Here is a 23,880-nt window from a genome sequence, read left to right on the forward strand (position 1 = left end):
TGGCGTCGGTTTGCAAGGACTAATCAGCGCTCATCGCCCGACTCGCCCGTGTCGCTTGCCGAACTGGCACTGCCGATGTCGTCGGGAATTTCCCGCAGAAAGCTCTGTCCTTTCTGCAGCCGCCGACCCAGCGCTTCGATGAACCCCTCGAACCGCTCGCGGCCTTTGATTTGCGCCGCGGCTTGGGCGTCGTTCGGCAAGGGCGGCGTTATGGTCAGCCAGAAGCGGACGAACAGCGCTAGCGTCTCCGCGGTAACACCGAGATCGCGCTCCATGCGCTGTACCTGTCGCGAGAGCCGATCGAGGCGACGGGTGAACGCCGCCTCTCGCCGGTCGGCGCCGTCTGGTGACAGGAAGGAGGCGACCGCCGCCTCGACGATCGCCGAGCGGGACAGCTTTTTGCGATCGGCAAGCTCGGCGATTTGCTTCAGCATCGCGGGCGGAAAATAGACGTTCATCCGGTCGCGCATGATCGAGCCTCACATCTCGATGCCGTCGTTGGGATCGAGCGCGACCTGGCGGGCGACGCCGCGCATCTGCTGGCGCAGGATGCGGCCCTGCCGGGCGGCGTCTTCGGGCTCGTCGTCATCGATGATGGCGAACTCTTCCTGCGACCTCAGTCCGCTGGTCTCCCTCGCGATGGCGACGTGATCCGGCAGCTCGGGTTCTCGCCGCAGGCCGCTATTGGCCGTGTCCTGCGGGGCCTCCCCAGCATCGGCCAGGAGCGCGGGCGAAGGCCTATGCGGCGCAAGTGCTGACCAGTTGTCTCTGCGCGCGGATCTGCCGCTCTTGGCCGGATCGGGGGGCGGCAGGACGCGCTGCTTAAATCGCTTGTCTTCGTAATAGCGGGCCTTCTTAGCGCGGATCGGCGGGGTACCGGCCACCATGACAATCTCGTCGCCGGGCGGGAGTTGCATTACCTCGCCGGGGGTGAGCAAGGGTCTCGCCGTTTCCGCGCGCGAGACCATGAGGTGCCCGAGCCAGGGCGATAGCCGGTGCCCGGCATAGTTCCTCATCGCCTTCATTTCGGTAGCGGTGCCAAGCGCGTCCGAAACGCGCTTGGCCGTCCTCTCGTCATTGGTCGCGAAGCTTACGCGGACATGGCAGTTGTCGAGGATAGAATTGTTGGCGCCGTAGGCCTTCTCGATCTGATTGAGCGATTGTGCGATGAGGAAGGCTTTCAGGCCGTAGCCCGCCATGAACGCCAAGGCGCTCTCGAAGAAATCGAGCCGGCCGAGCGCCGGAAACTCGTCGAGCATCATCAGGACACGGTGACGTCGGTCCTTCGCATGAAGATCTTCGGTGAGGCGCCGGCCGATCTGATTGAGCACCAACCGGATGAGCGGCTTCGTGCGCGAGATGTCGGAGGGCGGCACGACGAGGTAGAGGGTCGCCGGACTGGGGTCGGCGACGATGTCGGCGATGCGCCAGTCGCAGCGGCGGGTCACCTCGGCAACGACTGGATCGCGGTAAAGGCCAAGAAACGACATCGCCGTTGAGAGCACGCCGGACCGCTCGTTGTCGGATTTGTTCAGCAGTTCGCGCGCCGTAGAGGCGACGACGGGATGCGGGCCGGCATCGCCGAGATGCGGCGTCGTCATCATCGCCGCGAGCGTGGTTTCGATTGGCCGTTTGGGATCCGACAGGAATCCGGCGACGCCGGCCAGCGTCTTGTCGGTTTCGGCGTAGAGAACATGCAGGATCGCGCCGACGAGCAGAGAATGGCTGGTCTTCTCCCAATGATTTCGCTTTTCGAGCGAACCCTCGGGATCGACCAGCACGTCCGCGACATTCTGGACGTCGCGCACTTCCCACTCGCCGCGGCGCACTTCGAGAAGCGGGTTGTAGGCAGAGGACTTTGCATTCGTGGGGTCGAACAGCAGCACCCGCCCGTGCTTGGCGCGAAAGCCCGCCGTGATCTGCCAGTTTTCCCCTTTGATGTCGTGGACGATAGCCGAACCTGGCCAGGTGAGGAGCGATGGCACGACGAGGCCGACGCCCTTGCCGGATCGGGTCGGCGCGAAGCACAGCACATGCTCGGGTCCATCGTGGCGGAGATAGTCGCGATCGAGCTTGCCGAGCACCACGCCGTCAGGGCCGAGCAGACCGGCGGACTTGACCTCGTTCGGTTTCGCCCAGCGCGCCGAGCCGTAGGTCTCGACATTCTTCGCCTCGCGCGCCCGCCAGACCGACATCCCGATCGCCACCGCGATGGAGATTAAGCCGCCGGAGGCCGCGATGAACGCGCCCTCGACGAAGATCGGCGGCGCATAGGCGTCGTAGAAGTACCACCACGCAAAGAATGACGGCGGATGGTAGAATGGGACGCCCGCCAGCTCGAACAATGGCGCGCCGAGTTGCGGCTGGAAGCCGAGCCTCCACGCCGTCCATTGCGTTGCGGCCCATGTCGTGGCGAGCACGATCAGGAAGACGATCGTGATCTGGCCCCAGAGAATTTTCGTGGCGGACAATAGCAGGCTCCTCGACAGCAAATGCCATCAAGGTCGGTGGTCTGTGGAGAGGATTGCAAGGCGTCATCTTCGCGGGTCGCAGTCCCGGCGACACTAGAGAACATATACAGGAGAAAGAGCAGGCGGGGGGTGGCCCATCTCTCCGTCAGCCGCCGGCGAAGGCAGTGGAACGCTCGCACTTATGAAGCGTCCCAGGCGTCGGCAGCCATCTCGCGTTCTCCTTGGGAGTGTCATTTCATCATGATGACTTTGCCCAGGTCGGCGAGGCGCTCGATTACGTGATCCGGTCTGAATGGAAACCGCTCCATGTCAGCCCGCGTGCTCACACCAGTAAGTACAAGCGCTGTTTTCAAGCCCGATTCCAATCCGGCGACGACGTCCGTATCCATTCTGTCACCGACCAGAATCGTATCGGCCGCACTTACTCCTAGCCGGTCGAGCGCGCTTCGCATCATGAATGGGTTCGGCTTCCCAACGAAGTAGGGCTGGCGGCCGGTAGCCTTCTCGATCAGTGCTGCAACCGCGCCGCAGGCCGGATGGAATCCGCGCTCTGTCGGGCCGGTCGCATCCGGATTGGTGGCAAGAAACCACGCGCCCTTTGCCACAAGCTCGGCGCCAGCGGCGATCTGGTTGTAGTGGTACGAAGTGGTGTCTCCGAGGACCACGAAATCGGGGCTGAATTCCGTGATCCGGCAGCCAGCACACCGCAAGGCCTCGACCAGCCCATGGTCGCCGATGACATAGGCGGATGATCCGGGCTTTTGCAACTCGACGAACCGCGCTGTAGCCAGTGCCGAGGTGTAGATGTGTTCAGGGGCTACCGGGAAGCCAATCGCCGTGAGACGCTCGGCATGATCTTCCGGCGTAAAGCGAGAGTTGTTCGTGAAGATTTGAAACGGCTTGCCAGTGGCGACCAGCGCCGCGACATAGTCGACCGAGCCTGGAATTGGTTGGCCGCCGCGGACCAGAACCCCGTCCATGTCGAGAAGGTGCGCTATGATCATCGTATCTCAACCCTCGATGTCTTTGGGTGGATCTGCGGCTTGAGCACGTGCTGTGTCAGTGTGGTAATTCGCGAAAGTGCCGGCAAAATACTCATTCAGAACGTTGGGGGAAGGGTACCTAATCGCTCGTGCGGTAACGGGATGTCGCAGCGTGAAGAAAGGTCGGCGACGTAGTCCGGTCGCCGGGCGCGCTGGCCCAGCCGCTGCGTGGATGCTTTGCATATGCGAGGCATGTCTGCGATAGACGGACCGTGATCGGCCAACGCCTGCCATCCTGCACCCTTGAAGGGTCCGTTCCGCTGGCGACAGTGAATGGTGGGGGTTCCCTGATTTCGCAGCCTTGTAAGTTAGAAACCAAGCCCCCGTTTACGGCCGTAGCTCCATTCGATGCCGCCGCCATCCCGGGCGACGCCGGCGATATGCTGGCCGAGCTTCTTTTCGAGCGGAGGCGACCACGGCACGAGCTGGAAGCCGAGGCCGTTGTCGATCATTGCGAAGCGGCCCGACGTCAGCGTGAGGCGCTGACGGTAAACTCCGGCGACATGATCGCCGGCGGTCGCCTTCATGTGCGACAGGCCGGTTTCGGCCGAAAGCCGCGCGGCGGCGGCATCCAACTCTCGACGGCTCAGCGTGTTGAGGAGGTCGCGCTGCAGGATGATACGCTGGCCTTGTCGTCGGGCGAGCCCCTCCTCGGCGAGATGGTCTGCACGGGCTGTCATGGCGTCGCGCACCTCGCGGCCGAAACCGGCCAGCGAAAGCGGCATCGGCTCGCGCTCGACGAGGCGATGATCCAGCCATGTCGCGCCCGGCGCGGTGATCTGGCGGTTTAGGTCGAAGTCCGAGCGGTTTGCGAGCACGAGCGTCGGCCGTTCGTCCTCCGGCCTGCCAAAGCGACGCACCTCGACGATGCCGCCGATCGGCGGTGAGTGCTCGAACGCCTCGATGCCGCGGAAGCGGACATGATGCGCACGGCCGTCGGTGCCGTCGATGACCGCGTAGGCCTCTCCGGTCAGCTCGTTCTGAAGCCCCTTGTCCACCAGCCGGCCGATGATCGGTGCGCTTGTCGCGCCTGTGTCTATCGCGTAGTCGGCGACACCGCGATCTTGGCCGCGCTCGGCTAAGGCGCTGTGCATCGTCTTGATGATGTCACCGCGCATTCCGAGGTCGCGGAGCGAGCGCTCGGCTTCAAGGCCGACCATCCATTCGCCGGGACCGGTCGGGGCGGCGAGGCCCATCTTCTCCAGATGCTGGATCCGGCCGATCATCAGGCGACGGCTTTCGGGTTCGGCGGCGCCGGGTGCTTGGGGGCGCAGGTCGATGTACCCAGTCTCGTCGGCCGCGATGCGGATCTCGACATCGAGCCGCGTCCAGCGCTCGGCTGTGATCTCCTTCTTCAGGGCGTTGCGGATTTCGTGCTCGGGTCGTGGTCCGAGTTCGATCGCCACGAGTTCCTCGGCGCGCGAGCGCAGGCCACGGCTGATATAGTCTCGCGAGATCACAAGATCCGCGCCGGTGTCGTCGACGCCACGTACCAGCAGATGGACGTGCGGGTTGTCGGTGTTCCAGTGATCGACAGCGACCCAATCGAGTCGCGAGCCAAGATCGGCTTCCATCTGCTTCGCGAGGTCGCGCGTGAAAGCGCGAAGGTCCGTCATCTCGCCGGCGTCCTCGGGCGAAACGATAAAGCGGAAGTGATGCCGGTCGTCCTTTGAGCGTTCAGCGAAAGCTGCGTCATCGGCGCGGTCGCCGCCAGCGTTGAACATCACCGCCTTTTCGCCGTCGCGGGTCACGCCGTCGCGCTTCAGATAGGACAGGTGTGCGGATAAAGGGGCGGAGCGGAAAGCGCGGCCCGAATGCCGGGCAATCCGCGCGGCGACGACGACACGGCGACTGGAGGAAAAGAGCCGGTTCCGGCTGAAGTTCATCCGGCCACGGCCGAAACTCGAGCGGCCCAGAACCGGCGAGCGGCTGCTCCTCGGCGTCGAGCCGGACGGGCCCGCGCTGTGGCCGGCGCGCTGGACGGCCCGCAGCACCTGGTTGATGAAGCTCTTCGCCTTGGGCGCGCGGGTGCTGCGGATGCGTCCTGGCCGGGCGCGAAAGTCGCCGTCGCCGTCGCTCATGGCTTAGCTCGCCAATGAAAGCGCTAAGTGAACGGTGCCGGAAACAGCGTTGAAATCGTTGCCAAAATCCTCAGGCGCGGCACGCGCCCCGACCGACAGGCACGCCGGAAAGCAAGCCATATCAATGGCTTGGATGACGACCGGCGAGCCTCTTTTATCTTGCCGTCCTGCCGTTGTGTTTCCTCGCCACTCCTGCAATTCCGTCCGACCCCCACCACTCCACGCGCCGCTGCGCGATCCTGCGAAACTCTTCATCGCGTGCCCCCAGACCCAGGACGGGCGACGAACAGGCCATCGGACAGGGGCGAGATGGCGGAGAGATCGTGCACCGGAGTAGCTGCTGGCGCGTCATCGAGCCGGCCATCGCGCTGCGCAGGATCGACAGCCGGCGTGTGCTCGGACTGGTAGGCGAACAGCGGTGCGCGCGTCCAGTTATTGCGCTCGACGGCCTCGGCTACGAAAGGGCGGTCGATCTTTCCACCTCCGACAAGGGGTGCGAGGGCGGCGACGTAGGCGCGGGTTTCGGCTGGCAGTGCACGACGGCCCGCGAGGTATTCCTCGTAGCGGCCGGGGCCAGCATTGTAGGCCGCGAGGAAGCCTGGAGAACCATAGCGGTCATGCATCTCGCGCAGATATGCCGCGCCCGCCAGGATGTTGTCGCGCGGGCTGTAGGGATCGCTGCCAAGACGGTGGCGAAGACGAAGGTCCGTCCACGTGTCTGGCATGATCTGCATCAGCCCCATGGCGCCTGCAGGTGAGATCGCCCGGACGTCGCCCTGGCTTTCGGCGCGCATGACGGCGCGTATCCAACTCTTCGGAACGCCGAAGCGCTGCGACGCCTCGGCGATGATAGCCGCGTAGGGATCGTCGGCAGCCGTCCGTTCGATCCGCGCATTCTGCGCGACCGCGGCGGGTGGCAATGCGGCGACCGAAAGGAACCCGGAAAGGAGGAGGAATGCGCGGCGGCAGGCGACCTTGGGAAGGCCGGCGGCGGAGCGGTCGCGAGCGATCGGCATGGCGTCAATCCTGCTCGCCGTGCCTGCGCGGACCGTTCCACTGCAGCGACCACGACGCATTATCGGCATCGGATCGGAACAGATTGGCCCGGATTGGCTGCGTGAAGAGGGGATCGTCGAACAGCAGCGAGAGGTACTCGCCGGCCTTCTCTCCGGTGCGCTTCCAGCCGGCGCCAACCTCCGGCCCATCTCCGTCATCGCCGAGATGAACGCGGTAGTCCGGCGCGTTCTCGGCGTCCGACGGCTCGGCCGGAACCAGCGCGAGTTGGACGTCGAGTGTGAGCGTGCGGAGGTGGCCAGAATATCCGGACTTCGTGCGGGTGAACTCTCCGATCTGTGGCATTGAAGACTCCTTTCTGCGGTCGGCCTTGGAGGTTCAGGCGTGATCAGTGGGTTGGAGCGCGCCATTCGTAGCGGCCGGTCCCGTCCTCGTCGGTCCACAGCGGGACCGCGCGGCCGATGATCAAGCTGGTCGCAATCGGCCCGAAGTAGCGGCCATCGAGGCTGGCGCGAACGTCCCAGTTCATGAGGAAGACTTCGCTGCTGGGGATGCGACGGCAGCCCTGCCAGGCCGGCAGCGGTCGACCGAGCCGGTCGCGTTCGCGGGCCGTGCCCATCTCGATTGCGTCGACCGTGATGGTGCTGCCGGCGCGACAGACTTCCTGTCCAGGAAGGCCAGCGACGCGCTTCATCAGCGGCACACCGCGCGGCAGGTAGCCGTTGTCGGCAAGGAAGCTCGCCAGTGGTTCCGGAGCATCGACAGTGACAAGATCGCCCGCAGCAAGCCGCCCTGCCGGGCGGATGCGGTAGAGACCGATCGGCGTGCTGGCTGAAGCGTTCCAGATCAGCTTCGGGGTGACATGGATGAACGACAACCCGCCGATCGCGAGCACGGCGAAGTATGTCGTCATGACGTAGCCGAACCGCGTCATGGTTCGGTCCTGCTGCGCTGAAGCCAGGCGTGATGACGCTCGCGGGAGTAGGGGCGGGGCTCGTGGCCGGCGTTGAGACGGTTGTGGACGTGTCGCCAATGGTCGGGCGCGACATCGACGGGATCGATGCCGAGCGCCTCAATGGTGTCAATCGCCTGCAGCACGCGCTCGACCTTCGGCCAGCGGTCGACTTTCAGCAGGATATCGCCGCCAGGTCTGACGAAGGGGAGCGTCTGGAACGGTTCGCCGTCACGAACCGTGCGCAGGATATCGATGCGCGAGATGATCGTGCCGAAGTCGTTCGCCGCCCAGCGGACGAAGGCGAAGGTCGTGTTGGGCGCAAACCCGACGACGCGGTGGCGTTGGTCGAGAACCTGCTCGTAAACCTTGTGGCCGAACCTGATCCAGTGCTCGATCCTCTTCTCGATCCACGTCAGCTCAACGAGGGTTGTGGATGGTATGGCGCCGTCGGGCTGTCGGCCGCCGCGCATACGAGGCGTCTGGTTTGGGGTCACGGAGTGTCTCCTTGGCTTTCGGGAAATTCGCGGGCGAGCAGGTCGCGCAGCATCTCGGCGACGGTCCGCCCGCGCTGGAAGGCGACGATCTTGATGCGACCGCGCAGCTCGGGTGTGACGTCGATCGTCAGCCGGGCGATGAAAGCGGAGCCGTCACTGCTTCGACCCGGCGCTATCTCGGATTCCTTGATCCAGTCCTCGGCGGTGCCGGGACGTGCGGCGAAGCCGCGCTTCGGGGATCGCCGAATCATGGTGCGATCCTCCCGGCCTCGGCGGCGAAGGCCACAATCTCGCGTGAAGCCGGGCTATCCTCGTCTGTCTCAAAGACGAGGCGACCCGATTGTGCGGCATCGGCAAAGGCGACACGCTGGCCGATGGTCGTGGCGAGCACCGGCGGATCGTGATCGGCCAGGGTCTCGGCCGTTTCGCGGGCGATGACGGTACGCGTGGCGCAACGATTCAGCACGAAGCGCGCAGCAAGTTCGGGGCGGTAGATCCGTGCCTCGCGGATCAACACCAGCATCTCGGCTGACGCCCAGCCGTCGAACGGCGACGGCTGAACCGGGACAAGCGCAAGATCGGCGGCGAGGAGCGCCGCGCGCATCAGCGGGGCGACACGGGGCGGCCCATCGATGACGATATGATCGGCACCACGGGCCAACTCGGGCGCTTCGCGATGCAACGTGTCACGCGGCAGGCCGACAACTCCGAACAGACGCGGCAGACCTTCGCGCGCCCGCTGTTGCGACCAATCGAGCGCCGAACCCTGCGGGTCGGCGTCGATCAGCGTGATGCGCTTTCCCGTCCTGGCCCATTGTCCGGCGAGATGCAGCGCCAGCGTCGTCTTGCCGACGCCGCCTTTCTGGTTGAGGAGCGCTACGATCATTTTGCCCCTCGCGGCTTAGGTTCGAGGGGAAGTTCAGGTGTCGGAACACCGGATTTACTGAAAGACGTATGCGAGGGGAGGTGGGGCTGAAGCGTCTGCTTTTCGCCGTGACTGCCGTCTTCGGCAGAGCTTTCAAAAGCGCTTCTCGCGCTATCAGAGTTAGATTCTATGTTAGATTCTAAGTTAAGTGCGCTGGTTTCGCTTGCCGTGCAGTGGGTTAACTCCTGTTTCGGTTCCCGATAGCACGAGACCCCGGTTCCCGATGGCACGATAGTGCGGGTCCCCGATAGCACGAGGCCGTGCACAGGTTTCGCCTCCGGAGATGGCTCGAAGGCGAGCAGCACCCGGCCGCTGATCTCGACCTCGATGAAAAGGGTGTAACCGGGCAGCGGCTGGCGACGGACGATATCGCGCAGTTCGAAGGAAAACCGCTTGAAGGGCGAAAGGCTGCCGGACTTCAGATAGAGATGGCGGAAGTCGAAGCGCCAGCCGGCGCGCTGGCGGCCGCCATGTTTGCGCACGAGCCGATAGAGCCAGCGATCGAGCCCACCCGTCAGCGAAAAATAGTCCCGATCGATGGTGAGCACGAGGGCCTCGTCGAGGACCGCCCTGTAGAACCAGTCGGGGACGATCAACTCGATGCCGGCGGGACGCCCGCGCCGATCCGTGCGCTCGACTCACTCGTTGATCCACGAGAAGCGGTGCCGACGACCCTGCGCGGGCTGGCGGATCGTCGTCGCCACCGTTGTCGCTTGCAGGCGATCGAGCGCCGCCTTCAGGCGCTGGTAGTCGCGAGCGCCGACGCCGCGTCCGATGAAGGTGAGAATTTCGTAGGGCGTCGCTGCCATCAGGCGCGACGTGCGGAGTCCGGCGTCGCGCGCCTCGACGATCTGGCTTGCGGCCCAGATCAGGATATCCGCGTCCCAGATGGTCGCCATACCATGTTCGGGCACGGCTTCGACGCGGATGACAACGTCCCCGGCGGAGAAGTCGATGGGCTGTATCCGATGGGATTTGGAGAGGCTGAAGAAAGGATAGGCCATGAGATCCTGCGTGTCTCGGGGTGCGAGATCGCTGCCGCGCGCACGGAACAGTTGGAGTTGTCCACGTTCCGACATGGGGCGACGGCGCACCGGCATTGAGGAAACCGGCGCGACGGTCAGCGGGCGTGACGGCCAGCGACGACAGGCGTCACGGCCTCATGGCGCTTTGCGGGAAGAACAGTGCCGCGGGGATCGGAGGTCGAAGTAACGGCGCCCCGGTCCGCCCAGGCCTGCAGGTCGTCGATCGCGTAGACAACCCGCCCGCCGAGCTTTCGATAGGATGGGCCGGTCCCGTAGGTCCGGTGTTTCTCCAGGGTGCGGCCGGACAGACCCAGGAATCGAGCAGCTTCGGGAGTACGCAGAAAGCGCGGCGGCAAGCCGGTGAGGTTGGCGGACATGATCGGGCCTCCGTGGGTTCATTGAGGCCGCTGGCGATCAGCGGCGGACGAAGGCCACGGTGGCGGAGAGGCGTCGCGAGGGGGAATGGCGAAGAAGGGTGAGCTAAATTCGCACCCCCCCGGAGCGTGTCAGGATCTGCGGCGATGGCGCAGGAGCTTGCGATAGCCGCCGGCGATCATGGCGCGGCCGTCCTTGACGAGGTCTATGGTGCTGTCTCGAAGCGCCGACGTCTTCCAGGAATTTGCTGCGACGCGCGGCGCGCCGTAAATGATGCTTGCGATCTCACGGTAGCTCGCGCCGTTCATGCTGCCGTCGACGGCCTGCAGCATGTGGCGCAATCTGCGGCGCTGCTGAGCCGTCTGGCGGGTATCGGGGAAGACGCGACGGCTATGCAGCGAGCGCCAGAGACGCGTGACGGCGTCGATGCGATCGAGGCCGTTGGCGTCAAGCGGAACAAGGGCCGCCAGCGGCTGATCGGGCCGCGCATCGCCGAGCACCAGAAGGCGGATGGCGGCGGCACCCTCGCCATGAACAATGCTCAGCCCCTCAGGGCCGAACTGCGCGTTGCGCGGATCGAGTTTAGGTGGTGCAACGCTGTCCAAACCCGGCAATGCCGGGATCGCTGTGAGCATGACTGTGCCCGGATCGGCTTCCGGCGCCCAGAACACCGTTGTCTCGATGGCACTGAAAGTGGGGTGGACAGGGAAATCGCAGCCCCCAGCGCATTCGAAGCATGTTCGCCAGGCCCTCACGGTCCGCATCGGAGTGTTCGATTTCGGCGTAGTCGCGCTGATAATCGGCATTACGGCGCAGCCATTCCCATGCGAGGTCGGCGGCGACAAGGTCGTCGAGGTAGTCATACGTCGACGAGGATCGCCACTGTGATGTGTCCGGCCGCATCAATGTCCTCCGAGCGTGCATGTCTCGTAAATGCTGGGAGCGACACGATTGCCGGATGGGAAGACCTCGGGAAGCCCTCACGTGGACAACGCGCGATGCGGGCGTTGCATCGCGGTCGAGCTAGTGACGGCCCTCGCGAACAAGCTTGCGGTAGCCGTGCTCTGTCATCCAGCGTGCGCGGGCAAGATGGGTGTCGTAGACGCGGCGGGCTCGTTCGGGTTCGAGGTCAGCATTTAGGCCAAAGAGGATCGAAACCGCCTCGTGCCAGTCGGCGCCGTCCGCCGCCGCGTCGAGAAGGCGCATATACAGCGTCATGTGCTCGCGATCGTACTTGGTGAGCTCTTGGCTCTCCGGTGGCTGGTCCAGAAACGCTTCTTGTGTCACGCCGATCTCCCGCCAGCCATCGCAGCGTCTCCATCATCGTTAGCAGTATCGGCTGGCAGGTGAATGCGCGAGTGCACGAAGGCATCGCGTGATGCGCGCGGCGCATCGCCGCCCGTCTGCGAGAGGCTAGGACGAACGCGGGGAATCGATCTTCGCACGAACAAGCATCACTCCTTCCCCTTGGTCGGAGGACAGAAAGACGATACCGCTGCTCTCAAGGGTCCGGCGCACCTGATCGCGTGTCGTCTCGTACACCTTGAAGTCGTTCTCAGACTCAAGGCGCTTCAACGCGGTCAGCGATACCAGGGCCTTCTCAGCGAGCGTCTCCTGCGTCCAACCAAGCAACGCGCGCGCGGCCCGCGTCTGTCGGGCGGTGATCATGCATGACCACCTCCTACAGACCTAAATGCGCACGCCAGAACTACGGCTAAAATAGTCGTTCTTGACTGACATAGCGAGAAAAAAGTGCCACGCGAAGCAGGCTTTTGGGGAATTGAGCCCGAACTGATTCGGTCGCCCGAAAAAGGGCTTGGCCCCGCCCGGTGTCCGGGCGGGGCGTTGTTCAGACTGCCTACTCGCCGTTACGGCGGCTGGGGCGGGACCAGATGAGGCTGAAGCCTTCGCCTTCCTCGTCGTCGAAGAGGTTGGCGTAGATCGGGGCGTTGAAGCTCGGGTCATCGAGCTTGAGGCCGAGGTAGTCGCGGCCCTCGTGGGAGGTTTTGGACCAGGCGGCGCCGATCTCGGCGCGGCCGACGAAGACGCGGTGGCTTGGGGCGTTCTCGCCGATTTGGCGGCTCTCGGGGACGATGCGGACGTTCTTGGTCTGAAGGCTCAGGGTGACGATTTCGCCGGTGAATTCGTTGCCGGACTTTTTGAAGGTTCCAATGGTCGCCATGGTAGTTCTCCTTGATCTCTGCTTCGAGCCCGCACCATTGCGGCCTCGATGGCGATCGGCAGGCCGGAGGCGATCGACGCGGCATCGCTTGCGGCCGCAGCTTCAGCGGAGGATGGCAGCCAGTCGACTTTGTTGTTTCGCGAGGAATGACGGCACAGCCGGCAGGGGAAGAAAGTCGATCGGCGCCATTGCCGCATAGGCGGTCGAGGCGTAGCCGACCTTCGGTCAGATCAGGCCATTGATGAGGCCGTTTTGGAGCGGTCGACCTGCAAGAGGATCTCGAGCGAGAACATGGCGACTATCGGTAACTTCAAATAGCCGGCATTGCTCGACGGCGCTCAGCCCGCTTTTCGACCATATCCGCGATGGCACCTGAATGAGCGCTCCCAGGGAGGAGACCGCCGTTGCATCTGCGATCAACGACCGCTCGAGGTTGTCATAGCGGTCAATGCCAGACGGGGGGCACTGCTTGCGTCTGTGCCGTGGGGGTGGAACCCCTTCGGCTTGAACGCTCCGTCCGTGGCCCTGACGCAGTGAGGGGCGGCTTGGTAGTGATCCGTGCTGTCCCGGCCGCCCTCACGCTCCGAATGGCGCCTAGCCGCGAGCGACGCCTCGCATGGCTGGCTCGGGCGGTGCCACCGCCAGCAACCGAACCCAAGCGGCAATGCCGACGGCGATTGCGCCGACGATCGAGAAAGCGATTTGCCAGCCCACGGACGGCACGGCGAGCGTCGCAAGACCATGTGTCGCGTGATAGCCGGCGACCGATGCTGGTGCGGCAAAGAGGAGCGCGACCGCAAGGCGAGCCCAGACCGGGCGAACGCATGTGAAGGTGATTTGGCCGACCGCGAGCGTCGCCCCGGCGGCGGCGATGCCGACGACGAACGCGCCGAGCGGACCCGCGCCGGTGCCGAAGGTCCACATTCCGGCGGTCACGCCCACGAAGAACGGAAGCGCGTAGACAGCGAGCGTGAACAGGAGCCAGCAAAGGAATCCGATACCGGCATGCAATGGAGGATGCCGAGGAAGATCATGGTGGTCGTCTCCGTGAGAAAAGGTCTGACGGTTTGCGCCTCCACCACCACCACGGCGCAGTCTGAACTATAGCCGAAGATGAGCGGCCGCGGGAGCGGAATCCGGCAGGACTTCCGCTCCCGCGGCGAGGTGCCTCGTCACGAGGCGAAAGGATCGATCTCGTGGACGATGGCGGCGGTATCGCCATCGTATTCACTGGCGGGCATGACGCCGAGGCTGCCGTCGCCGGCCTGAAAGATGACGATGGTGACCATGAGGGTTACGGCGAGGCTGAAGGCGAAGGCGTGAGCGTCGTTGAGTGACATTGTTCGGCTCCTGTCCTTGAAGGCGGGAGACCATCCCCCGCGCGACAGGCGCCCGATGTGTCCGGCCCGTGGCCGCAATCACCGCAGGGGCGAAGCCTCAAGGCCGCGCGCCCGCGTAGCGGACCCTTTACGGGTTGATGGCGTCAGGGCATGGGCCGGACCAAGGATCAGCGCTCTTGGAGCGGGGGAGGTGTTCGCTTGCCCAGGAGCCTGTGTCACGAGCCCTGAACGCCCATTGCCCCTTTCTGCCATCGGCGCGGGGTATCGGTCAGATCGTTTGGGAGGAATGCTGTTATGGCAGAATTCAAGGATCGCGATCTGCATTTAGTGAAGAAGGCGTTGGCCATCGCGGTGCTGGCGATCGAGCGACAGCCGGGGCCGTTTCAGTCATCATCAGATCAAAGCGACATGAAAGCGCTGCTGGACCAGCTGATCGATGGCGATGCGGAACTGGAGCACTATGCACGCGCTGCCCGTGTCGGGGTGACGGGCAAACCAGACTGAAAGCCGATTTTCGGTGGAAATGGCGATACGGCTTTGCGGAAATACAGCGGCCCTCACCCGCCGTCCTTCTTGCGGAAGTCGTAGGCATTGATGCCGAGCTTTCTCGCCTTGTCGGCGAAGTTGTCCTGGATGCCGGTGCCCGGAAAGACGATGATGCCGATCGGCATGACGCCCAGCATCTGATCATTGCGTCTGAAAGGTGCGGCCTTGGCGTGCTTGGTCCAATCGGGCTTGAAGGCGACCTGCTGCACGTTGCGATTGTCGGCCCACTTGGCCGCGATCAATTCGGCTCCTTTGGGCGATCCACCGTGCAACAACACCATGTCGGGGTGCTTGGCGTGAACCTTGTCGAGGACGTCCCAGATGAGCTGGTGATCGTTGAAGTCGAGCCCGCCCGTCAGGGCGATCTTCGGGCCTGTGGGTAGCATCACCTCGGTGTCGGCCTTACGTCGGGCGGCAAGGAAGTCGCGGCTGTCGATCATCGCCGAGGTGAGATGCCGGTGGTTGACCATCGATCCGGTGCGCGGCCGCCAGGCCGATCCGGTGTGCTGCTCGTAGTGGTCGCCGGCCTGGTCGCGCATCAGCTCGAAGGCGTCGCGCCGTTCGATCATGGTCTGGCCTTGCGCTGTGAGGTTTTCGAGCTCGACCGCCTTGATCTCGGTGCCGTCCTGTTCGCGCTGCAGCCGGCGCTGCGCCTGCTCGTTGTCGTCCAGTTGCCGCTCGATCCGCATCACGGCGCGGTGGAAGACGTTGGCGATGGACCAGAGCAGGTCGTCGAGGTCGGGTTCGAGGCGCGTATCGGCCAGGTTGGCGAGGAGGGCGTCGAAGATGTCGGCCACGGCTCCGGCCACATGATCGCCATCGGGGAGTGGCCGCGGGTCGGGCTCATCCGCAAATGCGCGCCAGCCATAGAGCTGGAGTTCGGTGAGGACGTGATCGGTGGGCGACGCTGCGTGGTGCGGTTCGGAGTCGTCGTGTGCGCTCATGGGATGTTCCCGTCGGTGGGACCGCGACCCCTCGCGGTCTTCATGGCGACGAAAGCCCACGGGCGGGATGGCCTCGCACCCGGAGCGACGCGGAGGGCCGGAGCGGCAGCGGAGGATGGCAGAGGCCGCCTATTTTGCCTCGCGATGGAAAGGCGGCGCAGCCGCCGCCGGAAAATAGTCGGCCGGCGCCATTGCCTGGCCGGACCGTTTGTGGGCCCGATCGCCCTCTCGAAGGCCGGTCGTGGCTCTCTCCGGCGGTGGCTCCTGTCCGCGTGACGCCGGCTTCGTGAACCGCAGGGCGCGCGCTCCATCCCGGTTCAGGCCACACGTTCGAGGAAACGATAGCGATCCCGGCGAACCAGTTGGTCCGCGACCGACTTGCGAAGCGCGGCGAGGCCCAAGTAGCGGAGATCATCGTTGAAGTCCTCCATCCTCGGCGAGAGGACGATCGCCTCGATCCCGGCATCGATCGCCCGCTCGATCAGGCTGTCGCGGGCACCGTCACCGGCCGGATCGTTGTCGCGGATGATGTAGAGCCGGTTCAGCGTCGGCGGGAACAGGATGGCAGCGAGATGCGCCGCCGAGAGAGCTGCCGCCATGGACATGTCGGGCAGGGCGCATCTGAGCGAAAGCGTCGTCTCGATGCCTTCGCCCGCTGCCATGACGCTGCCGGGCACTCCGAAGCGGACGGCGTTGCCCAACAGATCGCCCATCGCCCGGCGCGGTGTGTCGACGGGTGCCTTGCCCAGACCGTCCGGCGCAAGCCAGGTCCGGTGCGCGCCGGTCAGCCGCCCATCGAGATCGGTGACTGCGGCGATCATCGCCGGCCAGGTTTCGGTCGGTCCATGGTCGTCAGGCCGATAGTAGCAGCGTGGATGAAACCGGAGCGATCCGGTTCCGTGCAAAGTCGTAATGCCACGTTCACGGAGGTACGTTTCCACGATGGTTCCGATGATCGGCTGCGACATGCCCACCAGCCGGCGGGCTGCCTCCGATGAGCCGGCTGGAGCCTGGACACTCTGCCGGACAGGAGATGCCAGACGCGCTGCTTCATGCGACAGGCCGAGAAAGGCCCGGGCTTCCTTGGCGACATCTGCGAAAGCTCTGAGTCCAAGCGCCTCGCGCACCACGTCGAGCAGATCGCCATGCTCGCCGGTAGCGGCGTCGGTCCAGTGTCCGGCCGAACCTCTTGCGGAGTCCGCAAGTCGGACGAACATGGAGCGACCAGGCGTGTTGCGCACATCGCCGACGGTCCAATAGTTCCCCTGGCGGCGGCCATTGGAGAGATAATGCCGGCAGACCGCCTCGGCCCGGTCGGCGAGGCGGCGTGCCAGCTCATGCGGCGGTTCGCGCATGGTGACCTCCTTCAAAAAGAAAGGCCCGCCGTTGCCGACGGGCCAGTCGTAGGGTCGAGAGGACTATTCGGCAGCCATAATCGCTTCGACGCCGACCTCGTCATCATCGGCGATGCCGTCGTCATCAGCCATGGCCGTTTCGTCCGCTACCTCCGCCGTCTCTACGACGGCCAGTTCCACAGCCGACATGTCGGTGACCGTCTCGCGGCCCGGCGTACGGAGCGGCTCGGGCAACCAGCCGGTGCCGTTAAGCAGCGTCGTCGCCTCCGTCGCCATGTCGCCCTTCTTGAGATGGGCGATCCGGTCGGCAGCGCGCTGGCCCTTCGCTTCGGCAACGGCCTGAAGGATGCGCGCCTTGGTCACGCGACCGAGGAACGTGTCGACGGTCGGCTTCCAGCGCGCCGACATGTCGAGGTCGATGGCTTCCGCCAACTGATCGGCATGGACGAGCGCCCGCGGCCGACGGTTCCAGGCCTCGCTGACGCCATTGACCGAGAGGCTGACGACATGCGCGAACAGAGCCGCGCGGCTGTCACTGTCCCAGTCGCCCAGCGCGTCCCAGAGGCCAGTCGAGTCCTTCGGCAAGGCCTTCGTCCAGCTCTCATGCCGGGCATGGATCGCCTCGGCGGAGACGCTGTCGTTCAGCCCTGGCGCCTGGGCGCCGAAGCTGACGGTCTTGAGGTCCAGCTCAAGGCAGCTATCCGAGCCATAGTGGTAGAAGACCTTAAGCGTCAGGGCATGCAGCGCTGCGTGGAAGGCGATATCGGGATGCTCGCCGAGGGCGTGCCGGAGACCGAGCGTTCGATGCGCCGTCAATTCCGTCATCAGACGGTCGGAGATCGGCGAAAGACCCTCGTCTTCCTCTGGCTCGGGCACGGCGTCACTGTTGGTATTGTGGTCGCCATCGGCATCGTCGCCGACTGTCTCTTCCTTACCCGTTGCGCCATCGGACGCATTCTCGGGTTCGGCTGGTGCTTCATCCTCGGGCCGGACATAGCCCCGATCGACGCGCAGGCAACCATCGCCTGCGATGCTGATGAAGGCGCCGGCACGACCGATTTCATCGGCATCGAAGGATAGCGGCCGTTCGTCGAAGGACTCGAGTGCTGTCTCTAGTTCGCCGAGCCGCTCGTCGACCTCGTCGGGAAGCTCGTCCGCGCCTTCATGCTCCGCGACGAGGCGGTCGAACTCGGCCTTGAGCGCGTCGCGCGTGGCTTCCTCCTCGGCCGTGAGCGGCACGGGTTCACCATGGAGCCGCCGCAGACCATAGGTGTGCCCATAGGCAAAGTCAGGCGCGGCCTCGGTCCATTTCCAGCCCTCGGCGGCAATCGCCTCGGATTCGGAGTTGAGCTTGTCGGCCACCATCTGGTCGACGACGGCGACATCCCGCAGCCAGCCACCATCGTCACCCTCGAACAGGTCACGCAGCACCGTGCCGCCGGCTTCTACATAGGCGTCGAGGCCGATGAACTGGGCGCGCTTGTCGGAGGCACGGATGGCGCCTTCGGTTAGCATACGCCGGATGGCATACGCCGACTTGTCGTAGGAAGCCTTCAGCCGCTCGAACACCTGCTCTTGGCGAGCGTGGTCGCCCGAGACGGTGAACGCTTCGAGTTGGGCGAGCGTCATGCCGTCTTCGGCATAGATATCGAGCAGCACCGGAGAGACCGATGCGAGCTTGAGGCGCTGCTTGACCACGTTCACCGAGACGAAGAACGCCGCGGCGATTTCCTCCTCGGCCTGACCCTTCTCGCGCAGGGTGAGAAACGCCCGGAACTGGTCGAGCGGATGCAGCGGCGCGCGCTGGACGTTCTCTGCTAGAGAGTCCTCCTCCGCAATGCCGCCCTCGCGGACGACACAGGGGACTGGCGCGGTCTTGGCCAGGCGCTTCTGCTTGACGAGCAGTTCCAGCGCCCGGAAACGCCTGCCGCCGGCCGGCACTTCGAACATGCCGGTCTCAGTGCCGTTTTCATCGACGACCGGGCGGACGGTGAGACCCTGTAGGATGCCCCGGCGGGCGATGTCCTCGGCGAGTTCCTCGACCGAGACACCGGCCTTGATGCGCCGGACATTGGACTGGCTCAGCACGAGCTGGTTGAAAGGCACGTCGCGGGAGGGCGACAGGGTGATGGTGGGCTTCTTCTTGGCAGTAGCCATTGGGATGTACTCCGCGACGGGCGGCCGGGAACCTCTCTCGGCCTCCAACCCGTCACGAAAATCGGCGCCGCCCTCTCACTCTGAGGGACGGCGCCGCAAATCCTGGCTCCCGGAAAGGCACGCAACCGGAGTCACGTAAATCCGCATCGCCGGCTTTGCTGAAATCAGGCGACCCTGTCGAGGAGCTTCTTGGCCTTGCCCTCCAGGTCGAGCCGGGCATCCTGGTGCGGCTTGTCCCGCGCCACGGCGGTGATGCCCTGCACGAAATCGAAGACGCTCGCGGGCTTGCGTCCTTCCTCGGCGAGCACGGTCTCGATGATCTTCGCTGTGTCCGCCTTGGAGAATCCGCGCTTGCGGAGGAACTCCATGCGATCCTCGTCGCTGCGGGCGACGATCTTTTCGCGCGCCGCCCGGATGCCGTTGACGAATGGCATGGGCGAGGAGTTGGCGAAACGGGTCAGCGCCGGCGCCGCCTGGTGTGCGAATCGTGAGGCGGCATATTTGGAGTGGCGGATGGTGATCTCCTCGAAATCCTCGACGCCCCAGAGATTGCGGTTCTGGCACACGGCGCGAAGGTAGAAGCTGGCGATGCCGAGCGTTTTCGCGCCGACCTCGGAATTCCAGCAATAGAAACCCCGGAAGTAGAGATCGGGCGAGCCGTCCGGCAGCCTGCCTGCTTCGATTGGGTTGAGGTCATCGACCAGGAAAAGGAATACGTCGCGATCCGAAGCATACAGCGTGGTGGTATCCGAGGTGATGTCGACACGGGGATTGTAGATACCGGTCGACCAGTCGAGCACGCCGGGGATCTTCCAACGCGTGTCGCCGGTGCCATTGCCGGCGATCTTCTGCACGGCCGCAACCAGTTCGTGATCATAGATGCGCCCATAGTCTGGGCCGGTGACGGCGCGGAGCTCGACGCGCCCGTTCTCGACCTCGAGCGTCTTGACCTGCTCGGCGCGGTGCGCGGTCAGGCCATATTGCAGGTTGATACCGGCGAGCGGTGCCGGAAGTTGACGCAGATAGGTCGCCGGCGCGCCCACAATGCCGGCGAGTTGACCAAAGCTCCAATGCGTCGGGGCGACCGGCCTGTCGGCACCCGGAAGCACAAGGGCAAGCCGCTCGGCATCGTCGCGGCTGGCTTCGACCCGGATCGCGGCGCTGTCGACGGTACGGGTCCGGCTGCGCTCGGACCGCCCCTGCACAGAAGCCATCAACGCGGACAGCGAGAGGTAGCGCTCATCAGCCGGGCGGTTGAACCACTCCGAGGAAACACGCCCGATGCGCTCGCCGCGGCTCGCATCCACCTTGTAGCCGCCGGGCGCGTCGCGGCCGGCATCGATAGTCACTGAATTGTTCATGAGAGTTCTCCATGACGGGCGCCGGAAGCCTCTCTCCCAGCCCTTCGCCGTCATGGCCCTCCAAACCGCCCTCTCACTCTCGCGATGCGCAAGACCGACACTGAGAGGAGGGGGCTACGCGCTGTCGGCGCCGTGCCGCGTCAGGGATGGAAGCCCGAAGGGTGAAGACCCGCAGAGCGGGGCTTCAGCGTCAGCCGAGAGCCCGGCCCGAAGGGACGCCCACCTCGACTCATTTGCGTTTCGCGATAGAGTGCGCGGCATGTGCAATGCCTACGAACAGCATGTGAAATGGGTCGAATACGTCCAGATGATGCAGGCGCTCGAGCTTGGCATCCCGACGCAACAGACCGAACTCGATTTGCCAGAAAGCGACGACATCCGGATCAATGACATGGCGCCGGTGATGCGCGCTGCCGGCAACGGCATTGAATTGGTGCCAATGAATTTCAGCTTCCCGCCATCCAATCCGAAGGGTGGCCCAGTCTTCAACTACCGCTCTGACGGCCGGCATTTCGACAAGAGCAACCGATGCCTCATCCCTGCATCGGCCTTCTTCGAATTCACGGGCAAGAAATACCCGAAAGCAAAACATCGGTTCACGCTGAACGATGCGCCATTCATGGCGATCGCCGGCATATGGCGCGAAGGCGCAGATGGCTCCAGCCCGGCCTTCGCCATGCTGACCACCGAACCTGGTCCCGATATTGTTGCTTATCACGACCGCCAGGTGGTGGTCCTGCGTCCCACCGACTGGGCGCACTGGATCTACCTGACGAAGACAGAAGCCGAACTGCTGCGCCCCTTGCCGGAGGGCTCGCTCGCTGTTGAAACCGTTCGGCAGGGGTCGGACTAGGGCCGCGTGGGCAGGCCAAACGGCCGGAATGGGCTCATTCCACCGGCAGCTTGCGAACCATTGCGGACAATGGCGTCTAATCTCAACCTTCTTTTTGAAGCAGGTAACGGCTGGTCAAATAAGTCCCGTCTATCAAAGCATCCCGCACGATGTGGGGACGCAGATCAGCCGAGGCAAGCTCTGCAATGGGTATCCAATGCTGGCGCAGATGGGGCTCGTGGCTCTCCGCATCTCGCCGATCCAGCTTGACCAAGAAGAAGTGCTCTGCCGGTTGAATGGCATTGCCCCGGTGTCGAAAGTGGTTCTCGACGCAAAATAGATACTCACATTCGACGAGCCGCACGTTTGTCTCTTCTTCGAACTCTTTCTTCAGCCGGGTCTCGAACGTATCGCCCAGTTCGTATTCACCCCCAATGAAGGCATAACAAGCGCTCGGATCGTCGGTCGGCTGCTGAACAAGCACGCTCCCGCAGTCCACCACAATCCCCGCTACGCGAACTCGTGGAATGCGCCGTGACGCGACTGCTTGGAAAAACTGATCCTGTCTAAATGTCATTCGCTCACCCACAATAACATTGAAGCGCATCTGCCAGATCAACTGTGCTGGGCGCCAAAAGCAGGCGCAAAATCCAGAATGCCGATAGGCGGATCGCCATTGAAAACGATCCACTGGACCTCACGAGGATCGATTTGTCCGTAAGTTAGCTGCCCGTCACTCTTGAACCCGAAACGGCTGTAGATTGCGGGATTCCCCGTCAGAACACAGCCTCTCGCCCCATCCTCTTCGAGCAGCTTTAGACCGGCTTTGACCAGCGCTCGGCCAATTCCCTGCCTCTGGCGTTCCGGTTCAACCGAAATCGGTCCCAGTCCAAACCAGCCATCATGTTTGCCGTCGATTGCAACCGGAGAGAACGCCACATGTCCCGCCAACTTTCCTCGGACTTCAGCGACCAGGGAAATTGTCAGATCCCCACTTTCCCGCAGGAGATCAATTAACGGGGCTTCCGTTCCATCGCTGAAAGACATTGGCGCGAAGGCACGAATGGTAAGCTGATGAATTGACTGATAATCTCGAGGCTCTTCGGGGCGAATGAGCAAAGCGATCTCTCTGACTTGCCACTCCGCGCCTACAGCGCGCTGCGTGATCGTCTCACATTGAATGTCCGCTTTCCACCGAGGCTGTGTGGAAACTCTGCTCCGGTAGAAGTGTCTGTAGCGCGGTCTCAGTTAGTATTGTTGACCCATGGATGCCGGTATTGATCATAGACGGCCTGTGTTGGCGCGGGGAAGTCTGGATCGGCAAACGAACCAACACCGACGGCGATGACGTCCGGCTTGCGCTGAGGCTCCCAAAAAACCGTCGAGCCGCAGTCAGGACAAAAGTGAAATCTCACCGGAAAGCCGCTATCGGACTGGCGTGAGTAGCACTTGCTCGGGCCTCCTACTTGAACATCTTTCCGGTCAAAAAAGCAGCAACACCGTAGGTGCTGCCGGTCCGCTTCTGACATGCAAGGCAGTGACACAATGATACTTTGCTCGGCTCGCCCGCGCAGGTCACGCGGAGGCTTCCGCAAGCACGGGTAGCCAGTCTCGCCATGGCGGTCCCCCTTTTTTCTTCACCCTATCAGTATTTCTGTTGAGCCAGAGATCGCAACGGCACCCAAACACGACATGGACCGCCTCCGTATTATTGCTCAATGATGAGCTTCCGGGCTGCCGTATCGAGCAATGCCATCGAACCAATCGGGACCGACAAGGGGCTGTACCCATGGCCCAAAGGCAACCCGCCGAGAATGGGAACATTGAGATCGCCGAGATGGTCGCGGAGTAAATCGATGATCGTTATGCCACTGCTTGGTTTGAAATTTGTGAATTGACCTACCGCGATTCCCACTACGCCAGCCAAGTGCCCGCCCTTACGAAGCATCGTCAGATGCCTGTCGACCTGGCCGAGATACATCTCGACCGCCTCCATTAAGAGGATTGCTCCATTCAGGTCAGGCAGGGCCCAACCTGCGGCGGTCGCGATCATGTCGAGGTTTCCGCCAATCAGACGTCCCGAAGCTGTTCCTGTGGTCGTAAGAGCGGATGTCGCCTCTTCTTCTCGGGAAAAGATGACGACATTTTCAGACCTCATCAGGAGTCTTTGGAGAGAAGAGCTGGTTTCCTCGGCAATCTGCCCGCCGTCACAGCCATAGAGTGCGCCGTGGATGCCGATCAATTGGCAGTGTTTCCACAGGCTAAAGTGAAGGATGCTGATGTCACTGAAGCCGACAACAAACTTCGGGTCGTGCCTGGCAGCCTCGAAATCCAGCCGATCAGCGATGCGATAGGATCCCTTGCCGCCCCGAGTTGCGATGATTGCACGAATGTCCGGATCGCGGAGGGCAGCATTGAAATCCGCCAATCGCTCTTCGTCGGTTCCTGCCAGATAGGCGAACTTCCGAAAGGCATTCTCGCCGAGATCGACCTTAAGGCCCCAGTTCTCAAGCACTGCGGCTGCCAGCAATACCCGTTCCCGATCTGGCGTGCTTGCAGGCGAGACAAAACGGACCCTGTCGCCAACGCGCAATCTCGGCGGCATCATTCCATCGGCCCTCCCTGTCGGATCACTGATTCCTTGGAACGAGTATCGCATGACGCGAGCCCAAATGGAGGAAGCCCTTTCTCGACCGGGCCCACTATTGTCCTGATGATGGTGAGTTTTGCGGTACCCGAAGACAGTTGAACGACGGCTATCTGTATCGACAGGCGCAAAG

General features: G+C 63.6%; 28 protein-coding genes and 2 pseudogenes. 2 read left to right on the forward strand and 28 right to left on the reverse strand.

Going from position 1 to position 23,880, the window contains the following annotated elements:
• Positions 1-23: 23 nt before the first annotated feature.
• From ABID19_RS14530 to ABID19_RS14625, 20 genes and pseudogenes are all read right to left on the reverse strand, one after another.
• On the reverse strand, positions 24-470 hold the full coding sequence (locus ABID19_RS14530; RefSeq protein ID WP_354491449.1) for a ribbon-helix-helix domain-containing protein: 447 nt from the start codon (positions 468-470) through the stop codon (positions 24-26).
• Between the two features lie 9 nt (positions 471-479).
• The gene (locus ABID19_RS14535; RefSeq protein WP_354491450.1) at positions 480-2,471 is read right to left on the reverse strand and encodes a conjugal transfer protein TraG; all 1,992 of its coding nucleotides are present in this window, start codon (positions 2,469-2,471) and stop codon (positions 480-482) included.
• Positions 2,472-2,701: 230 nt separating this feature from the next.
• Positions 2,702-3,451, reverse strand: coding sequence for an HAD-IIA family hydrolase (locus tag ABID19_RS14540; protein ID WP_354491451.1), 750 nt, complete (start codon positions 3,449-3,451; stop codon positions 2,702-2,704).
• 371 nt (positions 3,452-3,822) lie between these two features.
• Positions 3,823-5,595: a relaxase/mobilization nuclease domain-containing protein gene (locus ABID19_RS14545; RefSeq protein ID WP_354491452.1), complete on the reverse strand. Its 1,773-nt coding sequence runs from the start codon at positions 5,593-5,595 to the stop codon at positions 3,823-3,825.
• A gap of 3 nt (positions 5,596-5,598) precedes the next feature.
• Positions 5,599-5,850 carry a hypothetical protein gene (locus tag ABID19_RS14550; RefSeq protein WP_354491453.1) on the reverse strand — a complete coding sequence of 84 codons (252 nt, stop codon included), beginning with the start codon at positions 5,848-5,850 and terminating at the stop codon, positions 5,599-5,601.
• On the reverse strand, positions 5,847-6,611 hold the full coding sequence (locus ABID19_RS14555) for a lytic transglycosylase domain-containing protein (RefSeq protein ID WP_354491454.1): 765 nt from the start codon (positions 6,609-6,611) through the stop codon (positions 5,847-5,849). The genes ABID19_RS14550 and ABID19_RS14555 overlap by 4 nt, the downstream gene beginning before the upstream one ends.
• A gap of 4 nt (positions 6,612-6,615) precedes the next feature.
• A complete protein-coding gene (locus ABID19_RS14560; RefSeq protein ID WP_354491456.1) occupies positions 6,616-6,954 on the reverse strand; it encodes a DUF736 domain-containing protein in 339 nt (112 codons plus the stop codon).
• Between the two features lie 43 nt (positions 6,955-6,997).
• Complete coding sequence (locus ABID19_RS14565) at positions 6,998-7,543, reverse strand: S26 family signal peptidase (protein ID WP_354491458.1); 546 nt, start codon at positions 7,541-7,543, stop codon at positions 6,998-7,000.
• Positions 7,540-8,058, reverse strand: coding sequence for a DUF2840 domain-containing protein (locus ABID19_RS14570; protein ID WP_435528724.1), 519 nt, complete (start codon positions 8,056-8,058; stop codon positions 7,540-7,542). Before ABID19_RS14570 ends, ABID19_RS14565 begins: the two co-directional genes overlap by 4 nt.
• Complete coding sequence (locus tag ABID19_RS14575; RefSeq protein ID WP_354491459.1) at positions 8,055-8,309, reverse strand: hypothetical protein; 255 nt, start codon at positions 8,307-8,309, stop codon at positions 8,055-8,057. The genes ABID19_RS14570 and ABID19_RS14575 overlap by 4 nt, the downstream gene beginning before the upstream one ends.
• Positions 8,306-8,944, reverse strand: a complete 639-nt coding sequence (parA, locus tag ABID19_RS14580) for a ParA family partition ATPase (RefSeq protein ID WP_354491460.1) — start codon at positions 8,942-8,944, stop codon at positions 8,306-8,308. The genes ABID19_RS14575 and parA overlap by 4 nt, the downstream gene beginning before the upstream one ends.
• Positions 8,941-10,083, reverse strand: a pseudogene (locus ABID19_RS14585) (replication initiator protein A). The gene parA and the pseudogene ABID19_RS14585 overlap by 4 nt, the downstream one beginning before the upstream one ends.
• A gap of 20 nt (positions 10,084-10,103) precedes the next feature.
• A complete protein-coding gene (locus tag ABID19_RS14590; RefSeq protein ID WP_023760172.1) occupies positions 10,104-10,385 on the reverse strand; it encodes a helix-turn-helix transcriptional regulator in 282 nt (93 codons plus the stop codon).
• Positions 10,386-10,514: 129 nt separating this feature from the next.
• Positions 10,515-11,018 carry a DUF2285 domain-containing protein gene (locus tag ABID19_RS14595; protein WP_354491462.1) on the reverse strand — a complete coding sequence of 168 codons (504 nt, stop codon included), beginning with the start codon at positions 11,016-11,018 and terminating at the stop codon, positions 10,515-10,517.
• Entirely contained in the window at positions 10,966-11,307 is a 342-nt protein-coding gene (locus ABID19_RS14600) for a transcriptional regulator domain-containing protein (protein ID WP_354491463.1), read from the reverse strand. The genes ABID19_RS14595 and ABID19_RS14600 overlap by 53 nt, the downstream gene beginning before the upstream one ends.
• A 99-nt stretch (positions 11,308-11,406) precedes the next feature.
• Positions 11,407-11,670, reverse strand: a complete 264-nt coding sequence (locus ABID19_RS14605) for a DNA -binding domain-containing protein (protein WP_354491464.1) — start codon at positions 11,668-11,670, stop codon at positions 11,407-11,409.
• A gap of 126 nt (positions 11,671-11,796) precedes the next feature.
• Positions 11,797-12,051, reverse strand: coding sequence for a helix-turn-helix transcriptional regulator (locus ABID19_RS14610; RefSeq protein ID WP_354491465.1), 255 nt, complete (start codon positions 12,049-12,051; stop codon positions 11,797-11,799).
• Between the two features lie 190 nt (positions 12,052-12,241).
• A complete protein-coding gene (locus ABID19_RS14615; RefSeq protein WP_354491466.1) occupies positions 12,242-12,565 on the reverse strand; it encodes a DUF736 domain-containing protein in 324 nt (107 codons plus the stop codon).
• 594 nt (positions 12,566-13,159) lie between these two features.
• Positions 13,160-13,576, reverse strand: coding sequence for a hypothetical protein (locus tag ABID19_RS14620; RefSeq protein WP_354491468.1), 417 nt, complete (start codon positions 13,574-13,576; stop codon positions 13,160-13,162).
• A 161-nt stretch (positions 13,577-13,737) separates the two neighbouring features.
• Positions 13,738-13,905, reverse strand: a complete 168-nt coding sequence (locus ABID19_RS14625; RefSeq protein WP_354491469.1) for a hypothetical protein — start codon at positions 13,903-13,905, stop codon at positions 13,738-13,740.
• Positions 13,906-14,199: 294 nt separating this feature from the next.
• On the opposite strand from ABID19_RS14625, the gene ABID19_RS14630 reads away from it, so the two are divergent.
• On the forward strand, positions 14,200-14,409 hold the full coding sequence (locus tag ABID19_RS14630) for a hypothetical protein (RefSeq protein ID WP_354491470.1): 210 nt from the start codon (positions 14,200-14,202) through the stop codon (positions 14,407-14,409).
• Positions 14,410-14,462: 53 nt separating this feature from the next.
• On the opposite strand, the gene ABID19_RS14635 is transcribed toward ABID19_RS14630, so the two are convergent.
• From ABID19_RS14635 to ABID19_RS14650, 4 genes are all read right to left on the reverse strand, one after another.
• Positions 14,463-15,395: a DUF2493 domain-containing protein gene (locus ABID19_RS14635; protein WP_354491472.1), complete on the reverse strand. Its 933-nt coding sequence runs from the start codon at positions 15,393-15,395 to the stop codon at positions 14,463-14,465.
• Between the two features lie 317 nt (positions 15,396-15,712).
• Positions 15,713-16,750: a DUF7146 domain-containing protein gene (locus tag ABID19_RS14640; protein ID WP_354491473.1), complete on the reverse strand. Its 1,038-nt coding sequence runs from the start codon at positions 16,748-16,750 to the stop codon at positions 15,713-15,715.
• Positions 16,751-16,813: 63 nt separating this feature from the next.
• Positions 16,814-18,907, reverse strand: coding sequence for a ParB/RepB/Spo0J family partition protein (locus ABID19_RS14645; protein ID WP_354491475.1), 2,094 nt, complete (start codon positions 18,905-18,907; stop codon positions 16,814-16,816).
• A gap of 164 nt (positions 18,908-19,071) precedes the next feature.
• Positions 19,072-20,268, reverse strand: coding sequence for a DUF932 domain-containing protein (locus ABID19_RS14650; protein WP_354491476.1), 1,197 nt, complete (start codon positions 20,266-20,268; stop codon positions 19,072-19,074).
• Positions 20,269-20,527: 259 nt separating this feature from the next.
• On the opposite strand from ABID19_RS14650, the gene ABID19_RS14655 reads away from it, so the two are divergent.
• Positions 20,528-21,121: an SOS response-associated peptidase gene (locus ABID19_RS14655; protein WP_354491635.1), complete on the forward strand. Its 594-nt coding sequence runs from the start codon at positions 20,528-20,530 to the stop codon at positions 21,119-21,121.
• Positions 21,122-21,203: 82 nt separating this feature from the next.
• Here ABID19_RS14655 and ABID19_RS14660 read toward each other — a convergent pair whose 3' ends face one another.
• The 4 genes and pseudogenes from ABID19_RS14660 to ABID19_RS14675 all read right to left on the reverse strand — a co-directional run bounded on the left by ABID19_RS14660 (position 21,204) and on the right by ABID19_RS14675 (position 23,708).
• Entirely contained in the window at positions 21,204-21,719 is a 516-nt protein-coding gene (locus ABID19_RS14660; RefSeq protein ID WP_354491477.1) for an NUDIX domain-containing protein, read from the reverse strand.
• The gene (locus tag ABID19_RS14665; RefSeq protein WP_354491478.1) at positions 21,716-22,219 is read right to left on the reverse strand and encodes a GNAT family N-acetyltransferase; all 504 of its coding nucleotides are present in this window, start codon (positions 22,217-22,219) and stop codon (positions 21,716-21,718) included. Before ABID19_RS14665 ends, ABID19_RS14660 begins: the two co-directional genes overlap by 4 nt.
• A gap of 125 nt (positions 22,220-22,344) precedes the next feature.
• Positions 22,345-22,718: pseudogene (locus tag ABID19_RS14670) on the reverse strand (GFA family protein).
• Positions 22,719-22,808: 90 nt separating this feature from the next.
• The gene (locus ABID19_RS14675; RefSeq protein ID WP_354491482.1) at positions 22,809-23,708 is read right to left on the reverse strand and encodes a S66 peptidase family protein; all 900 of its coding nucleotides are present in this window, start codon (positions 23,706-23,708) and stop codon (positions 22,809-22,811) included.
• Between the last annotated feature and the right edge of the window lie 172 nt (positions 23,709-23,880).

The organism is Mesorhizobium robiniae, from assembly GCF_040545535.1.
In the GTDB taxonomy this organism is placed as follows: domain Bacteria; phylum Pseudomonadota; class Alphaproteobacteria; order Rhizobiales; family Rhizobiaceae; genus Mesorhizobium; species Mesorhizobium robiniae.

Excerpts from the sequence above, each read along its gene's own strand:
- ABID19_RS14565 (WP_354491458.1), bottom strand. The coding sequence starts at position 7,543 with ATGACGCGGTTCGGCTACGTCATGACGACATACTTCGCCGTGCTCGCG.
- ABID19_RS14635 (WP_354491472.1), bottom strand. The coding sequence starts at position 15,395 with ATGAGCGCACACGACGACTCCGAACCGCACCACGCAGCGTCGCCCACC.
- ABID19_RS14530 (WP_354491449.1), bottom strand. The coding sequence starts at position 470 with ATGCGCGACCGGATGAACGTCTATTTTCCGCCCGCGATGCTGAAGCAA.
- ABID19_RS14550 (WP_354491453.1), bottom strand. The coding sequence starts at position 5,850 with ATGAAGAGTTTCGCAGGATCGCGCAGCGGCGCGTGGAGTGGTGGGGGT.
- ABID19_RS14610 (WP_354491465.1), bottom strand. The coding sequence starts at position 12,051 with ATGATCACCGCCCGACAGACGCGGGCCGCGCGCGCGTTGCTTGGTTGG.
- ABID19_RS14555 (WP_354491454.1), bottom strand. The coding sequence starts at position 6,611 with ATGCCGATCGCTCGCGACCGCTCCGCCGCCGGCCTTCCCAAGGTCGCC.
- ABID19_RS14540 (WP_354491451.1), bottom strand. The coding sequence starts at position 3,451 with ATGGACGGGGTTCTGGTCCGCGGCGGCCAACCAATTCCAGGCTCGGTC.
- ABID19_RS14615 (WP_354491466.1), bottom strand. The coding sequence starts at position 12,565 with ATGGCGACCATTGGAACCTTCAAAAAGTCCGGCAACGAATTCACCGGC.
- ABID19_RS14640 (WP_354491473.1), bottom strand. The coding sequence starts at position 16,750 with ATGCGCGAACCGCCGCATGAGCTGGCACGCCGCCTCGCCGACCGGGCC.
- ABID19_RS14645 (WP_354491475.1), bottom strand. The coding sequence starts at position 18,907 with ATGGCTACTGCCAAGAAGAAGCCCACCATCACCCTGTCGCCCTCCCGC.
- ABID19_RS14595 (WP_354491462.1), bottom strand. The coding sequence starts at position 11,018 with ATGCTCACAGCGATCCCGGCATTGCCGGGTTTGGACAGCGTTGCACCA.
- ABID19_RS14600 (WP_354491463.1), bottom strand. The coding sequence starts at position 11,307 with ATGCACGCTCGGAGGACATTGATGCGGCCGGACACATCACAGTGGCGA.
- ABID19_RS14630 (WP_354491470.1), top strand. The coding sequence starts at position 14,200 with ATGGCAGAATTCAAGGATCGCGATCTGCATTTAGTGAAGAAGGCGTTG.
- ABID19_RS14625 (WP_354491469.1), bottom strand. The coding sequence starts at position 13,905 with ATGTCACTCAACGACGCTCACGCCTTCGCCTTCAGCCTCGCCGTAACC.
- ABID19_RS14545 (WP_354491452.1), bottom strand. The coding sequence starts at position 5,595 with ATGAGCGACGGCGACGGCGACTTTCGCGCCCGGCCAGGACGCATCCGC.
- ABID19_RS14590 (WP_023760172.1), bottom strand. The coding sequence starts at position 10,385 with ATGTCCGCCAACCTCACCGGCTTGCCGCCGCGCTTTCTGCGTACTCCC.
- parA (WP_354491460.1), bottom strand. The coding sequence starts at position 8,944 with ATGATCGTAGCGCTCCTCAACCAGAAAGGCGGCGTCGGCAAGACGACG.
- ABID19_RS14675 (WP_354491482.1), bottom strand. The coding sequence starts at position 23,708 with ATGATGCCGCCGAGATTGCGCGTTGGCGACAGGGTCCGTTTTGTCTCG.
- ABID19_RS14650 (WP_354491476.1), bottom strand. The coding sequence starts at position 20,268 with ATGAACAATTCAGTGACTATCGATGCCGGCCGCGACGCGCCCGGCGGC.
- ABID19_RS14560 (WP_354491456.1), bottom strand. The coding sequence starts at position 6,954 with ATGCCACAGATCGGAGAGTTCACCCGCACGAAGTCCGGATATTCTGGC.
- ABID19_RS14575 (WP_354491459.1), bottom strand. The coding sequence starts at position 8,309 with ATGATTCGGCGATCCCCGAAGCGCGGCTTCGCCGCACGTCCCGGCACC.
- ABID19_RS14655 (WP_354491635.1), top strand. The coding sequence starts at position 20,528 with ATGTGCAATGCCTACGAACAGCATGTGAAATGGGTCGAATACGTCCAG.